Here is a 25,988-nt window from a genome sequence, read left to right on the forward strand (position 1 = left end):
GTCGAGCCCCCCATGCAAACGACGGCGGAGGGCCTTCCCGTCGAAACCCCACCGCGAACAGGCAGCAGATGCCCTCAAAAAGCAACGCAGAGGGCATCTGCTGCCAGTTCGCGCTTAAGTTCAGGAAGCTGGAGCGGTGGGCGAGGGGGACATGAGCTGGGCCGGGGTCAATTTCGCCCAGGGGGAGTCCGGGGCGCCCTGGATTGCAGCTTCCGGGCTGTCTCCCAGGGTCCACCACTTGGCCTCGAACGCGGACCCTTCGAAGAGAATTCGGTCGCCCTTGTGATAGATCGTCTCCGGCGCCCATGCCGGGAAAGTTCCCGCAGGCACGGTTGCCTTGGGGCTTGGCCTGTCTCCGGGCAGCACCGGACCCACGAGTTTCCACGGGGTGGCGCCGCCCTGCAGAACGGGGTTGTCCGGGACGTCCGCGCGGGTCCACCATTTTGCCTCGTAGACGCTGCCGTGCCACACCACCCTGTCCGCCGCGGTGTAGGCGGCGTAGCTGCTCCACACCGGATAAGGGCTGGTTGCGGGATCGTCGGTGGTGGGCGTGGCACTGATTGAGGCAGTTGCAGTAGGCGATGGAGCCACAGCCGGCGTAGGCAGCCCTACATCATTGGCAAGCGTGGCCGAAAACAGTTGGGAGCCCTGGACCACCCCGCTGCATCCGTCCGAAACCTTGCTCACATCCGGGTAGTTGGGGCTACACGTCCGGTCCCTGTTCATGGACCACATCGACAACCTACCGAGGCCCTTGTCCTTGACGAAGCTGTTCATGGTGGCGGCATCGTCGAGCGTGAATATTTCGCCGGCAATGTCGTTCTGGCCCACCATGACGGTCAGGCCAAGCTTGCGCCAAAGGGTTTCGCTGCCAAAGTCCGTTCCAGCGTTGCGGTAGAGGGCGGCGAGCTGTCCATGGGCGGCATCCGCGGCTGATTCCGCGGCCCGGGACATGCTCCAAGCAGCAGGCTTGCTGGCGCCGAAATCCATCGTCATGATGTTTACGCCCTCCAGCTCGACCCCGCCCGATAGGGTATGCGCCACGATGACCTGGCCCTGGCTCGTGAGTCCGTCCGGGTCGGCCGCAAGGGTGAGCCAGACGGCGAGGGGCTTGCCGCTGGCTTTGCGTTCCTTCTGAAGGGCGGCGATGGCTTGCGCACGTCGGTCGGCAGCGGCTATGTCGCCCAAGGCGGCGCCTTCGACGTCGAGATCCACCGTCGCGACGTCGTAGCGATCCACGATCTGCCGGTAGGCGTCGGTCAGGGACTTCGTGTCCTTGCAGGAAACTGCGAGTTCGCTGTTGTTCATCCCGCCGAAGGAAACCGCCGGGGCCCCTCCAAGCTGGCGGAGCCGGGCGATCCTCCGGTCCAGATCGAGGTCGGAAGCTGCCTGGTCCGGGCTGTACGCCGCACCCCAGGACGGGGCGCAGCCCTGCTTCCGATCGGCGACGACGAAGGACAACACCACGGCCTTCGCGCTGGGAACGGCTGGATCTTCGAACGCGAACCGCGGCGTCGCCGTCACGTCCACATAGCCGGAAAACACCGAAGGCATGGAGGCCGCGGCGCTGACGTCCTGGACGTTGCGGAGTCCGAGGTAGCCCGCCGTGACCGCCGCCACCACGATGACGCAAAGGATGCCCAAACGCAGGACGGACAGCCGGCGGCCGGGAAAGCGTTTCGACACAGAGATACCCCCAGAGCATTGGAATAGGACTTCGCGGATGTCCGGGAAAGAACTCACTCCGGTGGTGGCTGCGCAGCTTGGCGTAGCATTTCCACGAGTCTTATCCCAACTACGCGTCGTTCGCCTATCATAGGGGCGCACTGTAGTGCGGGCCGTCACATTACGCCTGCATTGTGCCGCGCGTCCGCTGGGGGCGCACGGACGGCGAATGGGGATTCATGTCGGACCAGATCGTGCTGCTACGCCCCGATGACCAGGGAACCGCGGACGGGCAGTCTTCAAAAGCCCGGAAGCGTCAGTGGGGCGCGGAGAAACGCTCTGAACCGCTCTCGATCGTCCACCCAGCACCGTCGCGCCGAAAAATAGTCCTCGGCCGCGTCGGCGTCCTCACCACTGTCCTCGCCTGGCTCGCCTATGTGATCACGACCGTGCTCAAGCAGCTCGTGGACAACCCCGGCGCCGGATTCCGCTTCGGCGCCGAAACCCTCTCCTACCTGGTGGTGGTGTCCTTCCTGACGTTCTCGGCACTGATGTACCTCACCGCCCGCCAAGGCGCCCTGACCCGCTTTCGGACCCACCGCCGGGTTCCCCGAGGGGAGCTCGACCGGCACTTCTTCGACTACTCCGAGGGCATCACCGTGCTGATTCCCTCCTATGCGGAGGAACCGGAAGTAGTCCGCGGCACCATGTGGTCCGCGGTCCTGCAGGAATTCCCGGACCTCAGCGTCGTGCTGCTCCTCGATGACCCACCCTTCCCTGCAGACCCTGACGTGCTCCGCCGCCTCGAAGCCACCCGCGCGCTCGCCGGCCAGATCACGGAAACCCTCCAGGAACCAGCGGCGAGGGTCAACGCCGCCTACGCGAGGTACCGCCGTCGTCGTCGTGATCAAGAAGCTGAACCGGACGCGGGCACCGAAGTGGAGCGGCTCATCGCCGAATACCAATACGCCGCGGAATGGCTCGAAGCTATGGCCGAGACCGAGTCCGTCGAGGACCACGTGGACGAGTTCTTCGTCGATCTGGTCCTCATGGGCCTGGCCCGGGAACTGCGCCTGGTAATCCTGGCCCTGACGGCCGCGAACGCGCAGCGGACCTCGCCCGGCCCGGAACGCATCGCTGAACTGTACGCGCGGCTGACCTGGATCTTCAACGCCCGGGTGTCCACGTTCGAGCGAAAGCGATTCGCGAGCCTCTCCCACGAGGCCAACAAGGCCATGAACCTGAACGCCTACCTCTCGCTCATGGGCGGGACCTGGCACCCGGAACAGACGGCGGACGGCACCGTCTTGCGGCCCGCAGGAGTCGACGACGGCGATGTGCTGTCCGTCCCGGACACCACCTACGTCCTGACCCTGGACGCCGACTCGATGCTGCTGCGCGACTACTGCCTCCGCCTGGTTCATCTCCTCGAATCCCCGGGCAATGAAAAGGTAGCCGTCACCCAGACCCCGTATTCCTCCTTCCGCGGGGCACCGACCCGGATCGAACGCATCGCCGGCGCCACCACGGACATCCAGCACATCCAGCACCAAGGCATGACCCAATACGGCGCCACGTTCTGGGTGGGAGCGAACGCCGTGATCCGCAAACGCGCACTCGAAGACATTGTCGAGATCTCGACGGTGGGTGGCTTTGAAGTCAGGACCTACATCCAGGACCGCACGGTCATCGAAGACACCGAGTCCAGCGTGGACCTTGGCAAGCACGGCTGGACCCTGGCCAACTACCCGGAGAGGCTCAGCTACAGCGCCACGCCGCCGGACTTCGGATCGCTCGTGGTGCAGCGACGGCGCTGGGCCAACGGCGGCCTGCTGATCCTGCCGAAACTCTGGGAACAAATCCGCAAGCGCCGTGGTCAGGCCCGGCCGGTCCTCTTCCGCGAGATCCTGCTGCGCGTCAACTACATGGCCTCCATCACCTGGGCGAGCTTCGGGCTGCTGTTCCTCCTCGCGTACCCCTACGACAGCCGCCTCCTCAGCCCCTTGGTCTTCCTTGCCGCGCTGCCCTATTTCCTGGCGATGGGCAGCGACCTGCGGGACTGCGGCCACCGGTTCAGCGACATCTTCAGGATCTACGGCTTCAACCTGGTGCTGCTGCCGGTCAATCTTGCCGGCGTCCTGAAGTCCCTCCAGCAGGCCCTCACGGGAGACAAGATCCCGTTCGTCCGCACCCCGAAGGTCAAGGACCGCACCGCGGCCCCGGCCCTCTACGTCCTGGCTCCGTACTTGATCGTCGTGTTCTCCTTGTTGACCGTCTGGCGCAACTGGCAACTTGGAAACTGGGGCAACGCCGCATTCGCCGCCTTCAACGCCATCATGGCCGCCGGCGCGATCCGGGCCTATATCGGACTGGCCAACTCCGGAGTGGACATGTACCTTGGCGTGCTGAACTGGCTGTACGTCGAGCCCAAGAAGCCGAAGGCGCTGCCGCCGGCCATCATTCCCAAAACCCCGGAACAGGTCGACTGGCAGTCGCTGCTCTACCACGGGGACCGCCGCCTGAACCGCGACCTCCGCGGCAAGAACGACCGCCGGAAACGGGCCGGATCGGTGTAGGGCTACGCTGGCATAGGGCGTCGGCGTTCCGGCTCCGTAAGGGCATTCGGCTCCGCAAGGTCATTCGGAAGGGGCACAATGAATCCACTTGCAGTGGTATTGGGATCCACCGGCTATATCGGCGGACGGCTCGTTCCCCGATTGCTCGACGCCGGTTACGACGTCCGCGTCCTGGTGCGCCATGCGAACAAGCTCAGGGACGTCCCCTGGGCGGACCGTGTGAACGTAATGATCGGCGACCTCGAGGATGTCGACTCCTTGCGGGAGGCTTTTACCGGGGCCGACGTCATTTACTACCTGGTGCACTCGATGGGTCCATCCGGCCAGCGGTCTTTTGAACAGACCGAAAGGCTCTGCGCCGGCGACGTTGCACGTGCGGCAGCCGACGCTGGCGCCGGACGGATCATCTACCTGGGCGGACTGCACCCGGAAGGAACGCTCAGCCGGCACCTCCAATCCCGCAAGGAAGTGGGCGACATTTTCCTAGCGGAACCGCGCGTGCCCGCGATCGTCCTTCAGGCCGGCGTCGTGATCGGTTCCGGTTCGGCGTCGTTCGAAATGATCCGGCAACTGACCGAGGTGCTGCCCCTCATGGTGGCTCCGCGATGGGTGCGGAACAAAGTCCAGCCGATCGCGATCCGCGACGTACTGTATTACCTGGTCGCGGCGGCCGGGCTCCCGGCTTCGCTCAACCGCACCTTCGACCTGGGCGGCCCGGACGTCCTCCGGTACGACGAGATGATGAACGGTTATGCTGCGGAAGCGGGGCTGCGGCGTCGTCCGGTGATTGCACTGCCCGTCCTGACTCCATGGTTGGCATCCCAGTGGGTCAACCTCGTCACCCCCATTCCCCGGTCCTTGGCCGTGCCGCTGATCGGATCCCTGCAGCAGAACTGCGTGGTCGGGGAGCGGGACATCCATCAATACATCGATCCACCCGAAGCCGGGCTGCTTGGATACCGTGAATCGCTTCGCCTGGCATTGGCGCGGGAGGCCGGCGGGGAAGTGGAAACCAGCTGGCAGAACTCCTCCGTTCGCGGTGCTCCAAGTGATCCGCTTCCCAGCGACCCGCAATGGGCCGGTCACCTGGTGTACCAGGACAACCAGCAGCAGCTCACGACGGCGACGCCGCAACAATTGTGGCAAGTCATCGAAGGCATCGGCGGGGACAACGGCTGGTACTCGTTTCCCCTGGCCTGGTCCGTGCGCGGCTGGATGGACAAGATCGTGGGTGGAGTGGGGCTCCGCCGCGGCCGGCTCAGTCCGACCCGCCTGAATACGGGGGACGCGCTGGACTTCTGGCGCGTGGAGCAGATCGACCGCGGCTCGCTGTTGCGCCTCCGCGCGGAAATGAAGGTCCCGGGGCGGGCCTGGCTGGAAATGCGCGCCGAAGAAGCCGAAGGCGGGGCGCTCTACCAACAAAGGGCGATCTTCTTCCCCAAAGGCCTGGGCGGACGCTTGTACTGGCTTGCGGTATTGCCCTTCCACGGCGTCATCTTCAAGGGAATGGCCAACCGGATCACCGCCGCGGCGGCGTCGATGGCGGACGACGATCGGGCCTTGCCTTAGCGGCCGGAACCGTTCGCTGCCGCGACGTACACCGTGACGCCCAATTCTTGGATGTTATCCCGGGTGTCCCGCTCCAGTTCATCGTCGGTGACGACGGCGTCCAGTTGCTCGATCGGCGCGACCCGGAACTTCGCAAAGGTTCCGAACTTGGTGCTGTCCGCCAGCAGGAAGCAGCGCGACGCTGCCTCAAGAGCGGCCAGTTTCATTTCCACCTTGTCCATGGACGGCGTAGTGACGCCGCGAGAGAGGCTCCATGCGCCGGTGCTCATGAAGAACAGATCGATGTTGATGTGCTTGATGGCGTCGGCTGCCATGCGGCCTGAGCTTGAAGCGCTGGAAGCATCCACCACACCGCCGGTATGGATGGTCTCAACGTTGGGGTATGCGAATAAAGACGTGACCACGTAAAAATCGTTGGTGACCACGGTGATGTTCTTCCGGGCACCGAGATAGGGGACCACGGACTGGCAAGTTGTACCGGCGTCGAGGAACAAGACCATGTCGTCCTCAACGAACTGGGACGCAAGCTCGGCGATTGCTTTTTTCCGAGGCAGCTCTAGCTGAGCCCGTGATTCCCGCTCCCGTGGAGGTTCCTGGCTGGTCCTCTCCGCCAAACGCACGCCTCCCTGGACCGACAACACATGACCGGCATCTTCGAGGGCCGTAATGTCGCGCCGGATGGTCATGTGGGAGACGTTCATGGATTCCGTGAGGCTGCGGATGCTCAGCACTCCCTCGCGGCGAAGCAAGCGAAGAATCTCCTGATGGCGCTGCTCCGGGATCAGGGGAGGTGATGTTGACGAACTCAAGGTTGCTCCTTCGCGGTGACAACCCCATCTTAACAAGTTTTCACACAGTGTTGCGATTTGTGTTTGCCGCCGGAGTCGGGAACCTTCTTGATCGCCGCAGCCTTGCCTTAAACGGCCTTGCCTTATACATCGACAAGTGTGAATATTTACGTGTGTCTATGTCCTTGCAGTTGACGCCCGTCGAGGCGGTGGCGTGTTGCTCGCCGCTGTCCCGGGAGCCCTTGTCTGAATCCGAAGCCGAAGGAATCGTTCCGCTGCTGAAAGCGCTGGCCGATCCGGTACGGCTGCGGCTGATGTCCCTCGTGGCGTCCCATGAGGGCGGCGAAGCCTGCGTGTGCGATCTGAACGACGCGTTTGAGCTGTCACAGCCGACCATCAGCCACCACCTGAAAGTCCTGCACGAAGCAGGTCTCCTGGAACGCGAAAAGCGGGGAGTCTGGGTCTACTACCGCGCCCGCACCGACGCGCTGTCCGGCCTGGCGGCCTTGATCGGGGGACAAAGCCAGTGAGCGTTCTGACACGGCGGGCCGTAGCGGAGTTCGTAGGAACTGCCTTCCTGGTCATGGCCGTGGTGGGGTCCGGCGTCATGGCCTCGCGACTGTCCCCGAACGACGTCGGACTGGAGCTCCTGCAGAACAGCGTCGCCACGGGCGCCGCGCTCGTGGCGTTGATCCTGGCGCTGCAGCCGGTCTCGGCATCCTTCAACCCGGTGGTCACTTTGGTGGAGCGCGCCCTGGGGATCCTGGATACGCCCACTGCGCTTGCACTGATCGCCGCACAGGTCGTAGGAGGCCTCGCCGGGACAGTGCTGGCCAACCTGATGTTCGGCCTCGACGCCGTGACGCTCTCCACGCACGAACGCGCCGGGGGAGGGCTGTGGCTCGGCGAAGTCATCGCGACCATAGGCCTGCTCTTGGTCATCTTCGGCACCATCCGCTCCGGACGCCCTGAGCGCGTGGCGTTTGCAGTCGGCGGCTACATCACGGCCGCCTACTGGTTCACCAGCTCCACCAGCTTCGCGAATCCCGCCGTGACCGTGGCCCGGACCATTACCGACACCTTCGCCGGCATAGCCCCGGCCTCCGCTCCGGCGTTCATCCTCGCGCAGTTGTTGGGCGGCGCCGTAGGGTTCTACCTGATCCGTGCCCTGTACCCAGGCGTTACCGCGTTGCCTCCGTCTCTGTCAGCTCCCGCACCCGATCGAAAGGTCCTCTCATGAGCGCTGAAACCGTCAAGAAACCCTCCGTCCTCTTTGTCTGTGTCCACAATGCAGGCCGTTCCCAGATGGCTGCCGCCTTCCTCACGACCCTCGGTGAGGGCCGGATCGAGGTCCGCTCGGCGGGTTCCCAGCCCGCAGACAAGGTCAACCCCGCCGCCGTCGAAGCCATGGCCGAACTTGGCATCGACATGTCCGCCGAAATCCCCAAGATCCTCACCACCGAAGCCGTCAAGGAATCCGACGTCGTCATCACCATGGGCTGCGGCGACGAATGCCCGTACTTCCCGGGCAAGCGCTACGAGGATTGGGTCCTCGAAGACCCGGCCGGCCAGGGGATTGAAGCCGTCCGCCCCATCCGCGACGAGATCAAGACCCGCATCGAGGACCTGATCGCATCCCTTAGCCCTGCCGCCTAGCGCGGGACGCAGGGAGACTGGACAAACCGAGGACAGCATGGATTCAGTGAAGAACCTTCCCATTGCCGTGATCGGCGCCGGACCTATCGGCCTTGCCGCGGCCGCCCACCTCCTTGAACGCGGCTTGGAACCAGTGATCTTCGAAGCAGGCCCGACGGCGGGGGACGCGATCGAACAATGGCGCCACATCCGCTTGTTCTCACCCTGGCGGTTCAACCTCGACGCCGCTTCCCTCCGCCTGCTCGATGCATCCGGGTGGGAGGCACCGCGCCCCACGGCACTCCCGTATGGCGGGGAGCTCATCGACAATTACCTTGCACCTTTGGCCGCCCTTCCTGCCATCGGCTCCCGCCTCCAGACGGGTGCCCGAGTTCTGGCGGTCACCCGTGCAGGCCTGGACAAGACCCACGTCAGGGACCGTGACACCACGCCGTTCGTTGTGCGGGTCAAGCACGAGGACGGCGAAATCCGCGACCACACCGCGGCAGCCGTCATTGACGCTTCAGGAACCTGGTCCACCCGCAATCCACTCGGCACCTCCGGCCTGCCCGCCATCGGCGAGAACGCGGCCGCTGAGCGGATCTCCTCGCCCCTTCCCAACGTAATGGGCCGGGACCGCGCCGCCTTCGCCCGCCGCCGTGTCCTCGTGGTCGGGGCAGGGCACTCGGCCGCGAACACCCTGATCAACCTCGCGGACCTCGCCAAGGAAGAACCCGGAACCACGATCCTCTGGGCGGTCCGGGGCGCCTCCGCGGAGAAGGTCTATGGTGGCGGCGACGCTGACGGTCTTCCCGCCCGCGGCCAGCTCGGATCCCGGCTCCGCCGCTTGGTCGAGGCCGGCACCATCGAACTGCACACCGGCTTCGGTATCCGCACCTTGAAATCCCTGGATACCCATGTGAGTGTCGAAGCCGCCGATGGCCGCACGCTCGACGCGGACGTCGTCGTGCCTTGCACCGGCTTCCGCCCCGACCTGGACATGCTCCGCGAACTCCGACTCAACCTTAACCCCGCCATTGAAGCACCTACAAGGCTCGGCCCGCTGATCGATCCTGAATTCCATTCTTGCGGCACGGTTCCTCCGCACGGCGCGAGGCTTCTGGCGCACCCCGAGAAGGACTTTTACATCGTGGGCATGAAGTCCTACGGCCGGGCCCCGACCTTCCTGCTGGCCACCGGCTACGAGCAAGTCCGCTCCGTTGCTGCCGCCCTCGCCGGAGACCAGACAGCCGCTGACACCGTCCAGCTTGAACTGCCCGAAACCGGGGTGTGCTCCACGGATGCCGGTGCCAGCTGCGACGTCCCCGCCCAGGAGATTGCATCATCGGAGGACGCCGGCTGCTGCGCGGCTCCCGAGCCGGTCCTCGTCGGGTTCCCCACCGGGCTGACCCACGGACGCTCGGGCGCAGCCTGATGCAAGAATCGGCGATCTCAGATGCAAGAATCACAAGCATGATCGAGTCAATCAAGACCCCGAGCGTCCTGTTCGTCTGCAGCAGGAACGGCGGAAAGTCCCAGTTAGCCGCCGGGCTCATGCGTGACCTTGCCGGAGACGCTGTCGCGGTTCATTCAGCAGGCACCAACCCATGCGAGGCACTGAATCCCGAATCCGTGGAGTCCCTGAGCGAACTCGGCATCGACGTCACCGGCGAGCACCCCAAACCGGTCACGAACGAGGTGCTGGACGCCGCCGACGTCGTGGTTGTCCTGGGCACCGAAGCCAAACTCGAACGCCACGGCACGGCCCGCGTCCTGACCTGGGAAACCGACGAACCCTCCGCTCGTGGCATCGAAGGCATGGACCGCATGCGCCTGGTCCGCGACGACATCAATGCCCGCGTCCACAAGCTGTACACCGAACTCGTGGAAAACTAAGCCGCCGGCGTTTCTTCGGCCGCCGATTACGGGACAGGCTCCTCCGCCTCGCACACGGCCTCAACCGGTCAACTCCTTGATAATCACAAGCGGGGCCCAAGGCGCTTTCCGTGAAATCCCGACTAAACCGGGTCCAAGCGAAGGCTCGGAGACAAGCCTTCGCCTTATGCTGGCTGAATGGCACGTACTGCAAGAGAACGCATTGATGGCGATCCCGTTTCGTCGGGCGTTTACGGTGCCCTCCTCGATCAGATTTCTGCGCTTGACGGGTGTGAGCTGCAGGAGAACGCCTCGTCGTTCCATGTCGCTCACGGGCGCGCGTTTCTGGGGATCCATCCCCGCCGAGGCGGGATTCTGGTCAACATTGTTTTGGACAGGCAAATCGAATCTGATCGTGTGCACCGCGCCGAGCGTGTATCTGCTAACCGGTGGCATAACGAAGTCATCCTGAAGGACCCTTCAGAGCTTGATGCTGAGATGCTGGCCTGGATCCGCGAAGGATATGCCCTCACTGCCTGAAACAGGATGAACGCAGGTTCGTTTCCGAGGGCATGAAGCTTTCGCGGGCCCTGCCCCACCGGACCAGATTTGACCGGCCCGCCCGGGCCGAAAAAACTTGACACGATCGGCGTTCCTTCGGCGGTCGATTGCGGGACACTTGAGCCATGGATCCGGGCCGGGAAGCAACCGTCGCCGAATACGGGCGTGCCTGCCTTCAGCTGAAAAGTTGGCTGGCGAACGCGACGCCATCGGATCTGAAGCGCAAGAGCAACGGGACCCGCTGGACCAACGAGGAACTGCTTTTCCACATGGTCTTCGGATACATGATCGTCAGGTCCCTCTTGCCCTTGGTCCGCGTCATGAGTCGCCTGCCCCGATCCTGGGGCAGGGGATTCGCCGCCGCTTTGAACGCGGGCACCGGCCCGTTCGACTGGGTGAACTATTGGGGTTCCCGGGCGGCCGCCACGGTCTATGACCGTCACCGGATGGGCCGGAAACTCGATACAACCATCACGGCACTGGCGCACCGCCTCGAACGCGAATCCCCGGACTCCCTGGCCAGATCGATGCCTTTCCCGACCCGGTGGGACCCCTTCTTCACAGCTGACATGACGCTCGCGGATACCTATGCCTATGCCACCAAGCATTTCGACTTCCATGCGAAGCAGCTGAGCCTCCGGCCGCCGAAGTCTTAACAAGTTTTCACAGACTGTTCCGATTTGTGAATATTTGGGGTAATCTCTTAATCAATGTTAACCAAATTTGAAGTACTAGAGACCATCGTCCGCACCGGCGCCTTGCTGATTGCCCGCCTGGACAGTGCCGACGAGGCCTACCGTGTATCTGAAGCGGCCATCGAGGGCGGCATCCGTGCAGTGGAGGTCCCGTTGACTGTTCCCGGTGCCCTGGGAGTCATCGAGCGGCTTGCCGACAAATACGGGGACCAAGGCATCGTGATCGGCGCCGGTACCGTGCTCGACGCAGAAGCTGCTTTTGCGAGCATCTCTGCGGGCGCCCGGCTGTTGGTCAGCCCGCAGTTCAATCCGAAGATGATCGCTGCAGGAAACCGCTACCAAGCCGTCACTGCCAGCGGAGCATTCACCCCCACGGAGGTCGTCAACACCCTCGAAGCCGGGGCGGACATCATCAAGCTGTTCCCCGCTGAACTGGGCGGGCCCTCATATGTCAAGACCATCCTGGCGCCCCTGCCGCAGGCACCCATCATGCCTTCCGGCGGAGTTACGCCCGCGAATGTCGGCGCCTGGTTCGGCGCGGGTGTGACCGCCGTCGGCGTGGGAAGTTTTGTGACAAAGGCGGCCCGGAACGACGGCGACTACGGACTAGTCGCCCGCGCTGCGCAGACCTTCCTCACAGCGATCGACGAAGCCCGGCGCTAACCGAAGCCCGGCGCTAGCCGGCAAGCAAATCCGGCAGGAGCCGGCGAAAGCACAACCCGACAAGGATTGTCGGTCAGAACACAAAGGAGTGAGCTGCATGAGCCAAGCATCAGCAGATATAGACGCCACGGATACCAAGCCCTTGAGGCGCGTGAGAATCAGGTGGTACCTGGTAGCTCTGCTGGTCATCGGCGGGATCGTGAATTACCTGGACCGAAACAACCTGAGCATCGCGAACACCACGATTGCCAAGGAATTCGGCCTTAACGCCCTTCAGATGGGGTTGCTGCTTTCGGCGTTCTCGTGGCCGTATGCTATTGCCAACCTGCCTGCCGGCTACCTTGTGGACAAGTATGGTCCCAAGCGCATGTTCGCCTGGGCCGCCGGACTCTGGTCCATCATCTCGATGCTCTCCGCCCTCGCCAATTCCTTCGGCTTCCTGTACGCCGCCCGTGTGGCCTTGGGTATTTCGGAGTCCCCATTCTTCACTTCCGGGCTGAAGGTCGCCGACCGTTGGTTCAACAAGACCGAGCGCGCCCTGCCGGTCTCGATCGTCAACACCGGCTCGCAGATTGCCAACGCCATCGCCCCTCCACTGCTGACCTTCCTGTTGCTGACCATGAGCTGGCGCGGCATGTTCATCGTCATCGGCGCACTCGGCGTGATCGTCGCCCTCGTGTGGCTCCGCGTCTACCGTGACCCCACGCTCAAGGAACAGTTCCTCATCAAGGGTGCCGAGTTCGAAGAGCAGTCGAAGCCCAGGGAAAAGCAAGCCGGTTGGGGCGAACTGCTCAAGCAGAAGAACACCTGGTTCATGGTCCTGGGCGCGTTCGGCATCTTCTACACAGTGTGGGTCTACCTCACCTGGTTGCCGAGCTACCTGCAGACCGCCCGTGGCTTCAGCCTCAGCCAGAGTGGCTGGCTCGCGGCCCTGCCGTTCCTCTGCGGCATCATTGGTGTGCTGACCGGCGGCGTGATCTCCAGCAGGGCCATCCGCCGCGGCATTCCTACCGTCACCGCCCGCAAGCTCCCGATCGTCGGAGGCGCGCTCCTCGCCGCCGCAGCCGTCCTGCCCGTTGCCTATGTTGATAACTCCGCACTGGCTATCGTCCTGCTCTCTGTCGGTTACTTCGCCGCCCAAGTGCCGATCGGTGTCCTCTGGACGCTGGCAGCGGACATCGCAGAACCCTCCCAGGTGGCTTCCTTGGGTGCCATCCAGAACTTCGGCGGCTTCCTCGGTGCGGCACTCGCTCCGATCGTCACTGGCTTCATCCTTACCGAAACCGGCGGCAACTACACCCTGGTCTTCCTGATTGGCGGAGTCCTGCTGGTGGTGGGCGCACTCTCCTACGGCTTCTTCGTTAAGGACCGCCGGACCACAGTTTCGGCCTAGCCTCGGCGCTGTGGCGGGGACGGCAACAACGCCTACCCGCCACAGCCCTTGACTGAAAGAATTTGATCCAGGGTTCAATGCAGAACAGACAGTTGAAGACAACCATGCCGCAGGTATTTTTTGTGATCGGGCCGGCGGGCTCCGGCAAGTCGAGCGTCAGCAAGCTCCTCGCCGAACACCACGGTGCCGCTTACATCGACAAGGACACCGCCACCAAGCGATTCACGGAGCTGCTGTTGACACTCGACGGCTCCGATCCGAACGAGCGCGATAATAATGAGTTCTACCAGCGGGCCATCCTGCCGCTGGAGTACGCGTCCATTTTGGACCTCACCCGTGACAACCTGAGCGTCGGCCGCTCCGTGGTCCTGGACGCACCCTTTGGCAAGTTCTTCGCCGATCCGGACTACCTCATCAACGCCGGGCGGGAGCATCATTGGCCCGAGGCCGAACTGATCGTGGTGCATGTTCGAACCGATGGGGAGGCCGTCAGGGCGCGTCTTGTAGCCCGGGGATATGAGCGCGACGAATGGAAGCTCAATAACTGGGAACAATTCTGGGCCGCATCCCAGGTCAACGCCTGTGAGTGGAAAGGTGCCCGCCACGTCGAACTCGACAACAGCGGCGACGCGATCGACGTCGGGCTTCTTGATGTTGTGTTCGGCATCGGCGGTGTTCCGACGTCCGACCCGCCGGCTTGAGCGACCGCCAAAAAACGAATGTCCGAACTGCGCGGCACGCCCGCTATGACGGGTTTGTGACGGTCTCCACCTAGAATTGCTGGTTGAAGCAATTCAAACGAGAGCCGCGGCGCACAACGCTGCGAATCCTAGGGGACAAGACCATGCCGGATTCCGTGGAGAACGAAGCCAGCGCCGCTGCATCTATCGAAGGGCAGCCCGAGCTTCGTCGACGCCGCGATCGCCGTCGCGAAGAGGGTGACCCCTGGACAGGAACTATGCCGATCATCACGCCGAACGATTCCGACGCACCCGCATCCACCCCTGCCCCGCTGCAAAGCAGATCGTGGGCCGAAGCGGCAGCCGCAGCCGACGCATCCACCGGAGCGGTCACCGACCCGGCCAGCGGCGACGCGAGCCGTGAGGAACCGCGCCGCGAGATCCCGACGGCGGCAGCACCGGCGTCGGGCGCTGACTCCCCGGCATCCGCTCGAGCCGGACGGGCCGCAGCCGCCAATGCTCCGATTTCAGACTTCATCTCGTCCCCGGGTTCCTTCGTGAGGGAACAGAAACCGCGTCCCATCGGTGGCTTCCGCGGCATGCTCTACCGGCTGACCGGCGGCGCCTGGAACCTCGGTCCCAGCGCCAAGCAGCGTGAAGAGGACGAGCTCGCGCGGCGCATTTCCCGCCAGCTTCAAGGCAGCTACAACACCGCCGTGCTGAGCCTCAAGGGCGGGATCGGCAAGACCTCGACGACGGTCGGCGTGGGCCTCACCCTGGCGGAATTCCGCGGCGACCCGCCCTGCGCCATCGACGCGAACCCCGATTCCGGCGACCTCGTGGAGCGTGCGCTGGGCGAGGGCATCTACCAAAAGGCCACGCCGCGCACCATCACGGACCTGCTCAAGAACGTGGAAAACGTCGATTCGCTCACGGCGCTGGCCCGGTACATGCACCATGCCGGCCGACTGCACCTGATCGCCGGTGAACAGGACCCGGAAGTTTCGGATTCGCTGACCGCCGAGGAATACCTGCGGATCCGCCAGCTGATCTCGGGCTACTACTCCATCGCGCTGACCGATTGCGGCACCGGCGTCACGCACAATGCCATGAGCGGCATCCTGCAATCGGCCGACAACCTCATCATCGCCGCCGGCTACGCCGTGAGCGGTGCCAAGCGTGCGCGCAGCACCCTTCAGTGGCTTGCGAGCCACGGCTACGAGGACCTCGCGCGCAACGCGATCGTGGTGATCACGGACAAGGACGAGGTGTCGTCCCGCGTGGACAAGGATGCCATCGAGGAACACCTCGCCGGGATCTGCCGACAGTTGATTGCCGTGCCGCACGACAGGGGAGTGGCCGACGGCGACCTGGTCACCCTGGACGTCCTGCGCCCCGACACCCGGCGTGCGTACAAAGAGATCGCGGCCGCGATCGTGGATGGGTACGTGTAGCGCCTCCCCTTTCCGGCGGCCCCGCCCAACTAGCTCGCATTAGATGTCGTTTTGAGCGCTCAAAACGACATCTAATGCGAGTCAGTTGGGTGGGGCTACTTAGTTATTGCCTAGCGTGACGCCCGCGACACTCTATTACTACTTGTTTTTGCCCGGGTAAGAGCGGGTTCTTACTCGACTACTACGCGGATTGCAAATTGTCGCTTCCGCCGGGATTTCCCTAAAGTTGCACCTGGACGTCATTCGCTTTGCGGGGCGACCTCGCCATGACCGGGAACTGGGCCCGGGCATGGTGCACCCAATTCCGTGCCTTCATGACACCCTGCTGCGCCCGTCTCTGAACCCGAGGCCAGCACCCAGGAGCCTCTTTTGATTCCCAAAAAACTTGCCTTGATGTTCGCTGCCGTGCTTCTCCTCGGAGTGACGGGTGCCACGGGCGCTCGGCCTTCCGCCAACACAGCGCCCGACGCCGGCGCCGCACCAATCGCGAACGCCGCACCCGCCGCTGAGGTGGCCCCGCTCGCGACGCCAGCTCCAGCACCGCCCGCTGCCCCCACTCCAGCACCGCCCGCCGTTCCGCAGCCTGCCGCCGCTCCCGCACCCGCCGTCGTCGTGCCCCAGGCTGCCGCCGTACCCCAAGCGGACGCTGTACCCCAAACCGACCAGGGCGGCTCCGTCAAGGTGCTCGACACCACCGCGGCCATCACCGACCCCAACTGGTTCCGCCAGGCCTACGCCGAGGGCTTCCGTCTCTACGTGATGCACTCCACCGTCTGGGGCACGTGCACTCCGTGGCAGCAGACCCAGGCCCAATTGAAGATGGCGCTCGACGCCGGCCTCAAGATCGCGGTCTACACGCGTGACGCGTCGTGCTGGTCGAACGGGATCAAAGCGGCCGGTCCGTACATGTCCCAATTGCAGTTCTTCGCCCTGGACATCGAACCCGGTGGATCCCTGGTGACGCGGGCCATGGTGGATGGCGTGCGGAGCCTCGGCGTTCGGCCCGTGATCTACAGCGGCAGCGGCATGTGGCCCGGGTTGATGGGCAACAGCACCGCATTTGCGGACGTGCCCCTGTGGGATACCGACACGAGCAATCTCAACTACGCCAGCTGGGCTCCCAACTACCTGGCACCGAACCCCGTGCAGTACGGCGGCTGGAACACGGCCGGCACCATGCGCGTGGGAATCCAGCAGAAGTTCGAACATACCCTGAACGGCATCAACGTGGACCTGAACTCGTTCAACGCCAGCTTCCTGAAGTAGTCGCTGCGCTTCGTGCCCTGCGCTGCGCTAAATTCCTGACGCGGGCGGAATTCCGGGGGCGCAGGGAAAAGACCGTGTCGGAGAGCACTGGAGTTGTCCACATGGGGGAATTCGGTGCTGTCGCGGGCCTCAATCCCCGTGGCAGGTTCTTAGGCATGACCCGCTTGTCACGCCTGATACTCAGCCGAGATCACCTTTTTCACGGAACGACCCTCAAGGAACTCGCCCGCAGCGCCAAAACGGGTGCCTTGCATCGCGTCCGCCAAGGCGTGTACGTCGACGGCGCCGCGTGGGCAGCGCTGAAACCGTGGGAACAATACCGTGTCCAGATCAGCGCGGCGGCCGAAACCTCCAGAGCGCGGACCATTTTCGCCAGGCACTCGGCGGCGTCAGTATGGGGGATCCCCACCATCGGCCTGCATCATCCGGTGCAGGCCGTGACCCTGAGGAACGACGGCGGCCGCTCGCGGGCCGGGATAACCCGCCACTACGCGGACCCCTCCGGCCTCAAGGTATGTCGCCGCGAGGGACTCCTGGTGACTGACAGGGTTCGCACCGTACTGGATCTGGCAGCTTTCACCCCGTTCGTCGAAGCGATCGCTCCCTTGGATCACGTGCTCAAAGCCGACCGGAAACGGGGATTGCCTGCCATCACGAAAGAGGCGCTTCTGGCAGGAGCGGACGGAATTTACACGGCGGCGGCCATCCGGAGAATCCAAACGGCGGTCGAATTCGCAGATCCCCTGTCGGGATCCGCGGGGGAATCCTACAGCCGCGCCTTGATGCATGTCGGCGGCTTTGAGGCCCCGGTTCTTCAACGCGAATTCCGCGACGAAGCGGGCCTGTCGGGCTTTTCGGACTTCTATTGGAAGGGTGTGCGGGTGGCCGGGGAGTTTGACGGCATCGACAAGTACCTGAAACCGGAATTCCTCAAGGGACGGACCCCCGCTCAAGCCGTCGTCGAGGAGAAGCTGCGCGAAGACCGGATCCGTGCCACGGGGTGCGGCGTAGTCCGTTGGGTGTGGGCGGAACTCATGGCGCCCGGCGTGTTAGAACGGAAGCTGGCAGCGGCAGGCGTGCCCCGGCGTCGTCCGCGCGGAGGCTTTTGACGCTGCGCGGAATGCCTGACGCTGCGCGGAATGCCTGACGCTGCGCGGAATGCCTGACGCAGCGCTAAATGCCTGGCGCTGCCGGAATTCCGTGCGCGACAGGTATTTCGCGCGTCGCAAATGGAGTGGCGGCCTAGGATGAAAGGGATGACGACAACCAGCACCGTTCAACCCTTCAATCTCCGCAGCATCGCGTTGCCCGCCTTTGGGCCCGCCCTGCTGTTCTGTATCGGCGAAGGCGCAGTGCTTCCGGTGGTGGCCTTGTCCGCCCGAGACCTTGGTGCGTCCGTGGCTGTTTCCGCGTTGGTAGTCACCTTGATCGGGCTGGGATCCTGGTTCTTCAACCTGCCCGCCTCGCTGATCACCATCAAATTCGGCGAACGATGGGCCATCGTGGCCGCAGGCGCAGCGGGAGCGTTGGCCTTGTTGGCCGCAGGATTCGCGCCGCTCCTTGCGCACAACGGAATCTGGCTGCTCGCCGCGGCGATGACCGTCGTCGGCATGTCAACGAGCGTCTTCAACCTCGCGCGCCAGAAGTACCTCACGGAAGCCGTCCCGGTCATTTACCGGGCCCGTGCCCTGTCGACGTTGGGCGGAGTGACCCGGATCGGTGTGTTCATCGGCCCGTTCGTCGGTGCGGCCGTGATGCAGTTCGCCGGCATCAGCGGGGCGTATTGGGTTGGCGTGGTGGGCATGGCGGCCGCCGCGGTGTTGTCCCTCACCATCCCGGATCTCGTCTTGCCGGACGACGTCGACGGCGGCCGCAAGGGTCCGGAGCCTACCCTCCGTGGCGTTGCGGTTTCCCATGCGGGCGTGTTCCTCACGATCGGGACCGGGATCCTGCTGCTCAGCGCCCTGCGGGCCTCACGCCAAGTTGTCATCCCGTTGTGGGCGGACCACCTGGGATTGGACGCGACACACGCGTCGCTGATCTACGGCTTGTCCGGCGCAATCGACATGCTGGTGTTCTATCCGGCCGGCAAACTCATGGACCGCAAGGGGCGCATGTGGGTCGCGGTGCCGTCCACCCTCATCATGGGCGCGGCGTTGTTCCTGATGCCGTCGTCCGCCGAGTTCGTGGGGCTCCTGCTGGCCTCGCTCCTGATCGGCTTCGGCAACGGCATCAGCTCGGGACTCATCATGACTCTCGGCGCCGACTTTTCCCCGGAGAAGGGCCGCGGGCAATTCCTCGGCTTGTGGAGGTTCATTTCCGACGCCGGTGCCACGGGCGGCCCAGTGCTGCTCTCGGCGCTCACTGCCGCAGTATCGCTCGCGGCGGGCGTCTGGGCCACGGGCTTCCTGGGCGTGGCCGCGGCGGCGGTATTCGCCGTCGCGCTCCCGAAACTCAAGCACCGCAGGAACTACTAGTCCCCAGCCGCCCCCTAGCTTCGCAAGCTCAGCCAGGGAACCCCGCGGCTGTGGGCCCACCCACCGGCTCCCTCGCCGGAGGCGTTGGCCCAGACCCCTCGCTTTGCGAGCCACCACCGGCGGTGCGGGCCCAACTGGCTCGCAATTAATGTCGTTTTGAGGGCTCAGAACGACATTAACTGCGAGTCAGTTGGGTATGCGGCTCCCAGATTCCGGTCAGGTGGCTCCGGTATGGTGAATTGGATGTTCTCAGTCATCGCGCCTCCGCATCGTGCCCCCACTGCGAATCCGACCCCTGGGAATCCCGCCAAAGACGGCGCCCCGTCGTCTGGTTCCGGGGCACAGAATCGCCTGCCGAAGAGCGACGCAAAGCAGTCCCGGCCTGATCTCGCGACCCTCACCGCACTGCGTTTTGTTGCCGCTCTGTGGGTGGTGTTCTTCCACCTTCAAGCCATGCAGCACACCTTCCTTGCCCCCGTCTACGAGCTGTTCCGACCCATCCTTGCCAACGGCGACCTCGGTGTGGACGTGTTCTTTGTTCTCAGCGGTTTCATCATCACCTACACGTACCTGGACCGACTCGGCCCACGGTTCAGCTGGCGAGCTTCAGCGGACTTTGTCTGGGCCCGGTTCGCCCGGATGTGGCCCGCGTTCGCGCTGGTGGTGGGCGTGTTGGGCCTTTGGTTGGTGTACGGGAGCGCGCAGGAATCCGTGCGGGAATGGTCCCTCCAGACCGAGTCTCCCGACCTGTCGCCGTGGGGTCTCGCCAAGCAGCTGCTGATGATGCATCTCTGGTTCCAGCCGGGTACCGACGGCGCCAGTTGGTTCGGGCCCGGATGGACGGTAAGTGCCGAGTGGCTGGCCTACTTGGCATTTCCGCTGCTGGCGCTGGTCCTGTTCCGGCTACGCCGTCTCCATCCGCTCGCGGCGCTGGCCGCCTCTGTGCTCGTTCTCCTGCCGACGGCCATCTGGGGTCCGGACTTGCCCATCGCCACGGATGAGCATCAGCCTTACGAATGGCTGCTGCGGATCGCATGCTGCTTCATTGCCGGAGCCTTCGCTTGCATCGCCGCACGGAATGCGGACCGTATGAAATTCAACGCTGCCCTGGCCGGTCCGGCCGCCCTGCTGACCGGAACCGCCGTCGTCGTCTTTCTGGCCACGGCAGGTAAACCCGGTCCGGGACGGCTGGCCGTGCTTGCCTTCCCGTTGCTCATCGCCCTGCTTAGCCTGACCCGCGGCTGGCTCCGCTCGGCATTGTCCGCCCGGTGGCTGCAGTATGGCGGGCACAGCTCCTACAGCCTCTACTTGGTCCACATGTTCTTCATCTACCTCTTCTACTGGCTCATCAGGGACTGGCCGAACGGCGCCGGACCTGTGGCGGAGAACGAGCTCGGGGTGGCATGCTTGCTCGGGATTGCCTTGGCCACCCACCTGCTGTACAAGTATGTCGAGGAACCGGCCCGACTCCGGTTGCGCGCATTGGTGCCGAAGGTCGGTGCCGCGAAGCCGGGGGCGTGATGCCGTGCGTGAACCTCAGCCGAGCGAACTGAGGAACGCGATGGTGTCCGCTGCCACCTGGTCCGGACACTCCCACAAGACCAGATGCCCTACCCCGGGATAGACCTTCAACACGGCGCCTGATATTCGCGCCGCCAAGGCCTCTTGGTGCCTTCGAGGCAACACACCGTCATGCGCGCCCCACAGGATCAGGGTGGGCGCGAGAATGGTTCCGAACTCGGTGGGCGGAGTTGCCGTACGCAAGCCATTGAGGATGAGCTTCCACGCATGCGCGGGCATCCTGAGTCCGTCGCGCACCCGGTCCTCGATAAACCAAGTGGGAACCGCATGCAGCAGTGGGAACCATGCCAAGGAATTCCGGACCCAGTTCTCGTCGACTGGGTCCTGCAGAGTGGCGACTTCATCGGCGAAAGCAGTCCGGCCCCGAAGGCTCAGCGGAGAGCCAACCAGCACGAGCGCCGCGACGCGACCAGGGTACGCGATGGCTAACTGCTGGGCCACGTAGCCGCCGCTCGAGGAACCAAGAACGGACGCCCTGTGCACACCGAGCGCATCCAGGATGGCTGCGGCGTCGTCGGCCTGTTCTACCAGCGAATAGCCGTGCTCTGGCTTCTCCGCGTCGCCCTGCCCGCGGAGGTCGGGCGCGTAGACCCTGAAGTCCGTCAGCAGGGGTACAAGGCGGTCGAAACTACGGCGGGATTCGCCCCAGGCGTGCAGAAGCAACACCGGCTTCGCATCGGCGTCGCCATGGACCAAACACGGAACCCGAATACCCGTGGTGAGCCTGAGATCCAGGACTTCGGCGCCCATAGCATCAGGGTACGCCTCGCCGCACTAAGGTGACTGCCGCCGTCGGGCATTCAGACCAAATAGCCAAGTGGCCGCGACCGTCGCCAGATAACCGGTGATGACAATCAAGGAGACCCCGGCCCAGAAGTAGTGGGTGGTGCTCTCCTGCCCGAAACCGCTCGCGATTCCGATCAGCGAGTACACCGCAACGGCCGCGGCCACCACGCCCGCGAGGGTCGACAGCGAAAGCCACAAACGCGACGACGCCCAATGGTCACCGCGGCCGTCCTGGACGTTCCAGCGCTTTCCCGTGCGCAGCACCAGCCAGCCGGCCGGCAGCATGACCGCTCCGACCACGAGGAACGCGGCGACGACGTCGGCAGGCCGGTGCCACTGGTTGATCAGCGTCGAAACTCCGGCCGCCACCGCGAAAGTGCCACCGAGGAACCCCGCCAGGGGCCGCCAGCGCGGCGACACCACCAGGAACACCGCAGCAGCCGCAGACGCCGCGAGCGTGGTGTGACCGGAGGGCAGCGAGTTCAGTTCAATGGTCTGGACGCCGCGGAACGGCCTGTTCGGGAACCAGTCCTTGAGGAGTTGGGTGGCCAGGTTTGCCGCGACACATGCGGCCACCGCGATCCCGGCGGACTTCCAGCGACGGCGCATTAAGGTGACGAAAAGAACGACGACGGCGGCAATCGCCACCGAGGTGACCGGCAGCCAATCGAGGAACTGGGTGGTCGCCCGCTCGGTGGGACCGTTGATGGTCGCGGCCTCCACCAGGGCGGATTCGTCGATGTACTGTCCGGTGGTGGTGCGAACAAAAAAGTAGTAGGTGGCAACGAATGCGGCCATGCATGCCAGGGTTGCGAGCACAAAAAGCAAGCCCATCCCAGCGCTCGGCCAGCGCCTGGTAGCGGTTCCACGTGTGGCCGGCAGCCGGCTCGTCTTAGGAAAACTCATTGCTTTCAGGGTGTCATATTTGGCTGGGAGGATCACTTTTGCTCGGCGAGGAGCTCCTCGTAGAGCGTCAAGTGTTCGGCGACCATGCGCTCGGCACTGAAGTAGTTTTCCGCGGCGTGGCGGCACTCGGCGCGATCCAGCGCGGCGGCGGCGATGACTGCCTCGGCCAGCTCCGGGGGGCTGGAACGAAGGTAGCCCGTGACGCCCTCGGAGACGATTTCCGGGGCGGATCCGCGGAATGTTGCCACCACCGGAGTCCCGGCGGCGAGGGACTCGATCATGGCCATGCCGAAAGGTTCATCCCACTGAAGCGGATTCAGCAAGGCCACGGACCCGCCCAGGAGGACGAACTTGTCCGCAGCGTTCAGCTCGCCGAGGTATTCGACGTCGGGCCCCAGCAGCGGCGCGATAACCGCGGCGTAGTACTCATGTTCTTCCGCGCTGTACATCTTGGCCGCAATTCGCAGCGGTACCTGGGCCAGGCGGGCGGTCTCTATTGCTTCCGGCAGGCCCTTTCCGGGATGCATCCGGCCGAGGAAGCTGGCGTAGCCGCCGTCGCCGGCTCCGAGCGGGACGGATTGCGTGTCGATGCCGTGGTGGATGACCCTCCTTATCTTGATTCCGGGGGCAGTCTCCGCTTGATGGTGCGAGATGGCAATGATCGCGGTGTCTGTGGCCATGGCCTGGTAAATGTCATGGTTTTCTTCTGAAAACGGAAGGTGCGCCGTTGCGACGATGGGCGTTCCCTCCGGCCGATGCCGGTACAGCGGCCCCGCCAAGGTGTTGTCGTGGATGAGGTCGACGTCGTGCATGGCCGCGAAGGCGTACACGCTGTGGCGGAGCTCGTCCGTCCCGTTCCCTATCCGGGAGCCGTCGGCAAGCGGCGGGCCGGGGACCTTGTCCACTGGACACGTGCTTCCGGACGCCGCGGCGAGGAGCACATCGTGGCCCGCGGCCACCAGGCCGCGAGCGAGGATATCGATGATCGACTCCGTCCCCCCGTATGCAGGCGGCGGGACTGGAATCCAAGGCGGCGCAACCAAGCCGATGCGCACCTAGTGCCCCCGCCGCAGACCAGAGGTGACGTGGTGGACATCCAAGAGATCGGACAACGGCTTGCGGGCTTCGCGGTGCAGCGCGACATCCTCGGGCAGGTCCGTGACCCGCGTTTCTCCGTTGACCACCTCCACGGAGATCCGGGAGCCGGCAAGCGGGATGTTCCGCATTTTGATCCGGCCGAAGCCTTCGGGAACCACCGGCGCCAGCCAGAGGCCGCCGTGAGTGAGGCAAGGATCGAAACGGAGCAATACGCGCAGCAAGTGAACAGGTGTGGCAGCGGCCCACGCTTGCGGCGAACAGGACGAAGGGTAGGGGACGGGCGTCCCGTAGGTCTTCCTGTCCAGGCCGCAGAACAACTCCGGTAGCCGTCCGTCGAACGCCTCTGCCGCATCGAGTAGGCCCGTGACGAGGCGCTGGGACTCCTCGACGAAGCCGTAGCGCATCAATCCGCCGGCAATGAGGGCATTGTCATGCGGCCACACCGAGCCGTTGTGGTAGCTCGCCGGGTTGTAGGCCGCCATGTCCGAGGCCAAGGTCCGGACGCCCCAGCCCGTGAACATTGTGTCCGACATGAGCCGCTCCGCGACTAACCGAGCCTTGTCGTCGTCGACGATTCCGCTCCACAGGCAGTGACCCATATTGGATGCGCAGGCGTCTACCGGCCGCTTGTCGCGATCGAGGGCGATGGCGAAATAGCCGCGTTCAGGGAGCCAGAACTCCTCGTTGAACTTTCGCTTGAGTTCGGCCGCCCGCGCGCCCCACACCGCAGCCAGCTTCAGGTCGCCCTCCTCCTGGGCCATCAAGGCCCGGCTGAGATAGGCGGTGTAGACGTAGCCTTGGACTTCGCACAAGGCGATCGGCGGCTCCGCCAATGTGCCGTCGGCGAAGTTGATCCCGTCCCCGGAGTCCTTCCAGCCTTGATTGAGGAGGCCATGGTCCGTGGCCCGCGAGTACTCAACGAACCCGTCGCCGTCGGCGTCTCCGTAGTCGCGGATCCAGTCAAGGGCCCGGTCCACCGCCGGCAGAAGGGACTCCGAGACCTCGGAATGGAACCCCCAGCGGGTGAGCTCCCCCGCGAGCGTGACGAACAACGGGGTGGCATCCACTGAACCGTAGTACGCACTGCCGCCGCCAAGCGCGAGGCCTGTCGTGGCGCCCAGGCGCACCTCGTGCAGGATCCGGCCCGGCTCCTCTTCGCTGAGCGGATTGACGGTCCGGCCCTGATGGTCGGCCAAGGTTTTAAGCGTTCCCAACGCCAGGGAAGGGTCCAGTGGAAGGGTCATGAAGGACGTCAGGAGGGAGTCCCGGCCGAAAAGTGCCATGAACCAAGGCGATCCTGCGGCCACCACCGTCCGTCCAGGATGGTCGGGGTCGAAGATCCTGAGGGAACCGAGGTCTTCCCTGCTCCGGGCCAATGCTTTGTCGAAGGCCTGGTTGGCAAGCTCCGTTATGGGAACCCTGCCGTGCCACTCCTGAAGCCTTTCTTCAGGAAGATCGTAGGCGCGCTGGTTGCCCCAAACCTGGGCGTCCGCCTCGGGTCCAACTCCGTCGATGCGGGGCGTGGCCGTCACACCCGTGGACCAATGGCCTTGGGGCTCAAGAGAGATGTCGTAGCTGACGACGTCTCCGTCAACCTCGGAATTCGGTGCGTCAATGGTGACAAGTACGTGCCGCCCCTCCCGCTGGGACTCGAGGACTAACGAACCGTCACTGGCCCGCGTCAAATGCACGCTCTCGTGGCGTGCCCGGCCTTCCTTCACTTCGAAGATGTCCGCAAAGTCCGCATTGACCGTGAGTGAAACCGTGGCGTGGGTGGGCTTGCTGGAAAAATTCCTGATCGTAATCTCTTCGTGCACCCCGCCGAACAGGCTCCGCCGGCGCTCGATCAGGAGATGGCTGTCTGCCAAGCCATCGGTGCGAGACGCTCGGCCGACGAAATCGGCGCGATAGGGCTCTGGGACAGGGGAACCCAAGGCCTCGATGGGGTGGCCGTTCACCTCCAACGCCCAGTTCGAAACGAACCGTGTGTCGCGGAAGAACATCCCGTGCGGGCGCAGTTGGTCCATATCGCCGTTGGCCGCCGAGACGCAAAACGATGTTCCTGCCAAAAGTGTCACGGCACCTGCGCCGGCCGAACCTGCGAGGTTCTCGGCATTCCAACCTGTCATTAATGGGCTCCAAAGCTAGGGACGGGGGAATGGGGCAGCTTGCTTCAGCGTATTCGCCGCGTCTTCGGAAGTGAACCCTCCTGCAGATATGGGGGCTCTTGGGTGGACGCTCGCTCGGATATGGCGGGTTGTGGGTGGGCGCTCGCTCGGATATGGCGGGTTGTGGGTGAGCGCTCGCTCGGATATCGCGG

At 64.4% G+C, this 25,988-nt stretch carries 23 protein-coding genes; 17 read left to right on the forward strand and 6 right to left on the reverse strand.

What is annotated here, in order from left to right; genetic code table 11:
• Positions 1–120: 120 nt before the first annotated feature.
• Positions 121–1,686, reverse strand: coding sequence for a chitinase (locus tag AC3WJU_RS20040; RefSeq protein ID WP_492260671.1), 1,566 nt, complete (start codon positions 1,684–1,686; stop codon positions 121–123).
• A gap of 218 nt (positions 1,687–1,904) precedes the next feature.
• Between AC3WJU_RS20040 and AC3WJU_RS20045 the strand changes: the two genes are divergently transcribed.
• Complete coding sequence (locus AC3WJU_RS20045) at positions 1,905–4,241, forward strand: glycosyltransferase family 2 protein (RefSeq protein WP_492260672.1); 2,337 nt, start codon at positions 1,905–1,907, stop codon at positions 4,239–4,241.
• Between the two features lie 78 nt (positions 4,242–4,319).
• A complete protein-coding gene (locus AC3WJU_RS20050; protein ID WP_492260673.1) occupies positions 4,320–5,810 on the forward strand; it encodes an SDR family oxidoreductase in 1,491 nt (496 codons plus the stop codon).
• Here the strand turns inward: AC3WJU_RS20050 and AC3WJU_RS20055 are convergent.
• The gene (locus AC3WJU_RS20055) at positions 5,807–6,619 is read right to left on the reverse strand and encodes a DeoR/GlpR family DNA-binding transcription regulator (protein ID WP_059387214.1); all 813 of its coding nucleotides are present in this window, start codon (positions 6,617–6,619) and stop codon (positions 5,807–5,809) included. The genes AC3WJU_RS20050 and AC3WJU_RS20055 overlap by 4 nt on opposite strands.
• A gap of 158 nt (positions 6,620–6,777) precedes the next feature.
• Between AC3WJU_RS20055 and AC3WJU_RS20060 the strand changes: the two genes are divergently transcribed.
• From AC3WJU_RS20060 to AC3WJU_RS20130, 15 genes are all read left to right on the forward strand, one after another.
• Complete coding sequence (locus tag AC3WJU_RS20060) at positions 6,778–7,128, forward strand: ArsR/SmtB family transcription factor (protein WP_059387215.1); 351 nt, start codon at positions 6,778–6,780, stop codon at positions 7,126–7,128.
• A complete protein-coding gene (locus tag AC3WJU_RS20065) occupies positions 7,125–7,838 on the forward strand; it encodes an aquaporin (protein WP_492260674.1) in 714 nt (237 codons plus the stop codon). Before AC3WJU_RS20060 ends, AC3WJU_RS20065 begins: the two co-directional genes overlap by 4 nt.
• Positions 7,835–8,254 carry an arsenate reductase ArsC gene (locus AC3WJU_RS20070; RefSeq protein WP_306959068.1) on the forward strand — a complete coding sequence of 140 codons (420 nt, stop codon included), beginning with the start codon at positions 7,835–7,837 and terminating at the stop codon, positions 8,252–8,254. Before AC3WJU_RS20065 ends, AC3WJU_RS20070 begins: the two co-directional genes overlap by 4 nt.
• Positions 8,255–8,291: 37 nt before the next feature.
• Positions 8,292–9,668: an NAD(P)-binding domain-containing protein gene (locus tag AC3WJU_RS20075; RefSeq protein WP_492260675.1), complete on the forward strand. Its 1,377-nt coding sequence runs from the start codon at positions 8,292–8,294 to the stop codon at positions 9,666–9,668.
• A gap of 38 nt (positions 9,669–9,706) precedes the next feature.
• Entirely contained in the window at positions 9,707–10,129 is a 423-nt protein-coding gene (locus AC3WJU_RS20080) for an arsenate-mycothiol transferase ArsC (RefSeq protein WP_492260676.1), read from the forward strand.
• Between the two features lie 177 nt (positions 10,130–10,306).
• Positions 10,307–10,648 carry a DUF5655 domain-containing protein gene (locus AC3WJU_RS20085; protein ID WP_307053625.1) on the forward strand — a complete coding sequence of 114 codons (342 nt, stop codon included), beginning with the start codon at positions 10,307–10,309 and terminating at the stop codon, positions 10,646–10,648.
• A gap of 146 nt (positions 10,649–10,794) precedes the next feature.
• Complete coding sequence (locus tag AC3WJU_RS20090) at positions 10,795–11,325, forward strand: DinB family protein (protein ID WP_492260677.1); 531 nt, start codon at positions 10,795–10,797, stop codon at positions 11,323–11,325.
• Positions 11,326–11,379: 54 nt separating this feature from the next.
• Entirely contained in the window at positions 11,380–12,027 is a 648-nt protein-coding gene (locus tag AC3WJU_RS20095; protein WP_059387220.1) for a bifunctional 4-hydroxy-2-oxoglutarate aldolase/2-dehydro-3-deoxy-phosphogluconate aldolase, read from the forward strand.
• A 97-nt stretch (positions 12,028–12,124) separates the two neighbouring features.
• Positions 12,125–13,420, forward strand: coding sequence for an MFS transporter (locus AC3WJU_RS20100; RefSeq protein ID WP_492260678.1), 1,296 nt, complete (start codon positions 12,125–12,127; stop codon positions 13,418–13,420).
• Positions 13,421–13,497: 77 nt separating this feature from the next.
• Positions 13,498–14,121 carry a P-loop nucleotide/nucleoside kinase family protein gene (locus AC3WJU_RS20105; protein ID WP_084784259.1) on the forward strand — a complete coding sequence of 208 codons (624 nt, stop codon included), beginning with the start codon at positions 13,498–13,500 and terminating at the stop codon, positions 14,119–14,121.
• Positions 14,122–14,204: 83 nt separating this feature from the next.
• Positions 14,205–15,554: a MinD/ParA family ATP-binding protein gene (locus AC3WJU_RS20110; protein ID WP_370872700.1), complete on the forward strand. Its 1,350-nt coding sequence runs from the start codon at positions 14,205–14,207 to the stop codon at positions 15,552–15,554.
• Between the two features lie 369 nt (positions 15,555–15,923).
• A complete protein-coding gene (locus AC3WJU_RS20115) occupies positions 15,924–16,820 on the forward strand; it encodes a glycoside hydrolase family 25 domain-containing protein (protein WP_492260679.1) in 897 nt (298 codons plus the stop codon).
• 74 nt (positions 16,821–16,894) lie between these two features.
• A complete protein-coding gene (locus AC3WJU_RS20120) occupies positions 16,895–17,929 on the forward strand; it encodes a hypothetical protein (protein WP_492260680.1) in 1,035 nt (344 codons plus the stop codon).
• A 147-nt stretch (positions 17,930–18,076) separates the two neighbouring features.
• Positions 18,077–19,297 carry an MFS transporter gene (locus AC3WJU_RS20125; RefSeq protein WP_284990940.1) on the forward strand — a complete coding sequence of 407 codons (1,221 nt, stop codon included), beginning with the start codon at positions 18,077–18,079 and terminating at the stop codon, positions 19,295–19,297.
• A 243-nt stretch (positions 19,298–19,540) separates the two neighbouring features.
• Entirely contained in the window at positions 19,541–20,818 is a 1,278-nt protein-coding gene (locus AC3WJU_RS20130; protein WP_492260681.1) for an acyltransferase family protein, read from the forward strand.
• Positions 20,819–20,833: 15 nt separating this feature from the next.
• Here the strand turns inward: AC3WJU_RS20130 and AC3WJU_RS20135 are convergent, their stop codons facing one another.
• From AC3WJU_RS20135 to AC3WJU_RS20150, 4 genes are all read right to left on the reverse strand, one after another.
• Positions 20,834–21,628: an alpha/beta fold hydrolase gene (locus AC3WJU_RS20135; RefSeq protein ID WP_492260682.1), complete on the reverse strand. Its 795-nt coding sequence runs from the start codon at positions 21,626–21,628 to the stop codon at positions 20,834–20,836.
• Positions 21,629–21,652: 24 nt separating this feature from the next.
• Positions 21,653–22,498 (reverse strand): phosphatase PAP2 family protein, encoded by an 846-nt coding sequence (locus tag AC3WJU_RS20140; RefSeq protein WP_307053692.1) that lies wholly within the window; start codon positions 22,496–22,498, stop codon positions 21,653–21,655.
• Between the two features lie 104 nt (positions 22,499–22,602).
• Positions 22,603–23,613: a glycosyltransferase gene (locus tag AC3WJU_RS20145; protein ID WP_492260683.1), complete on the reverse strand. Its 1,011-nt coding sequence runs from the start codon at positions 23,611–23,613 to the stop codon at positions 22,603–22,605.
• 12 nt (positions 23,614–23,625) lie between these two features.
• A complete protein-coding gene (locus AC3WJU_RS20150; protein ID WP_059390269.1) occupies positions 23,626–25,797 on the reverse strand; it encodes an amylo-alpha-1,6-glucosidase in 2,172 nt (723 codons plus the stop codon).
• Positions 25,798–25,988 lie beyond the last annotated feature (191 nt).

It is taken from the genome of Arthrobacter sp. FW306-1B-F12A, assembly GCF_058781865.1.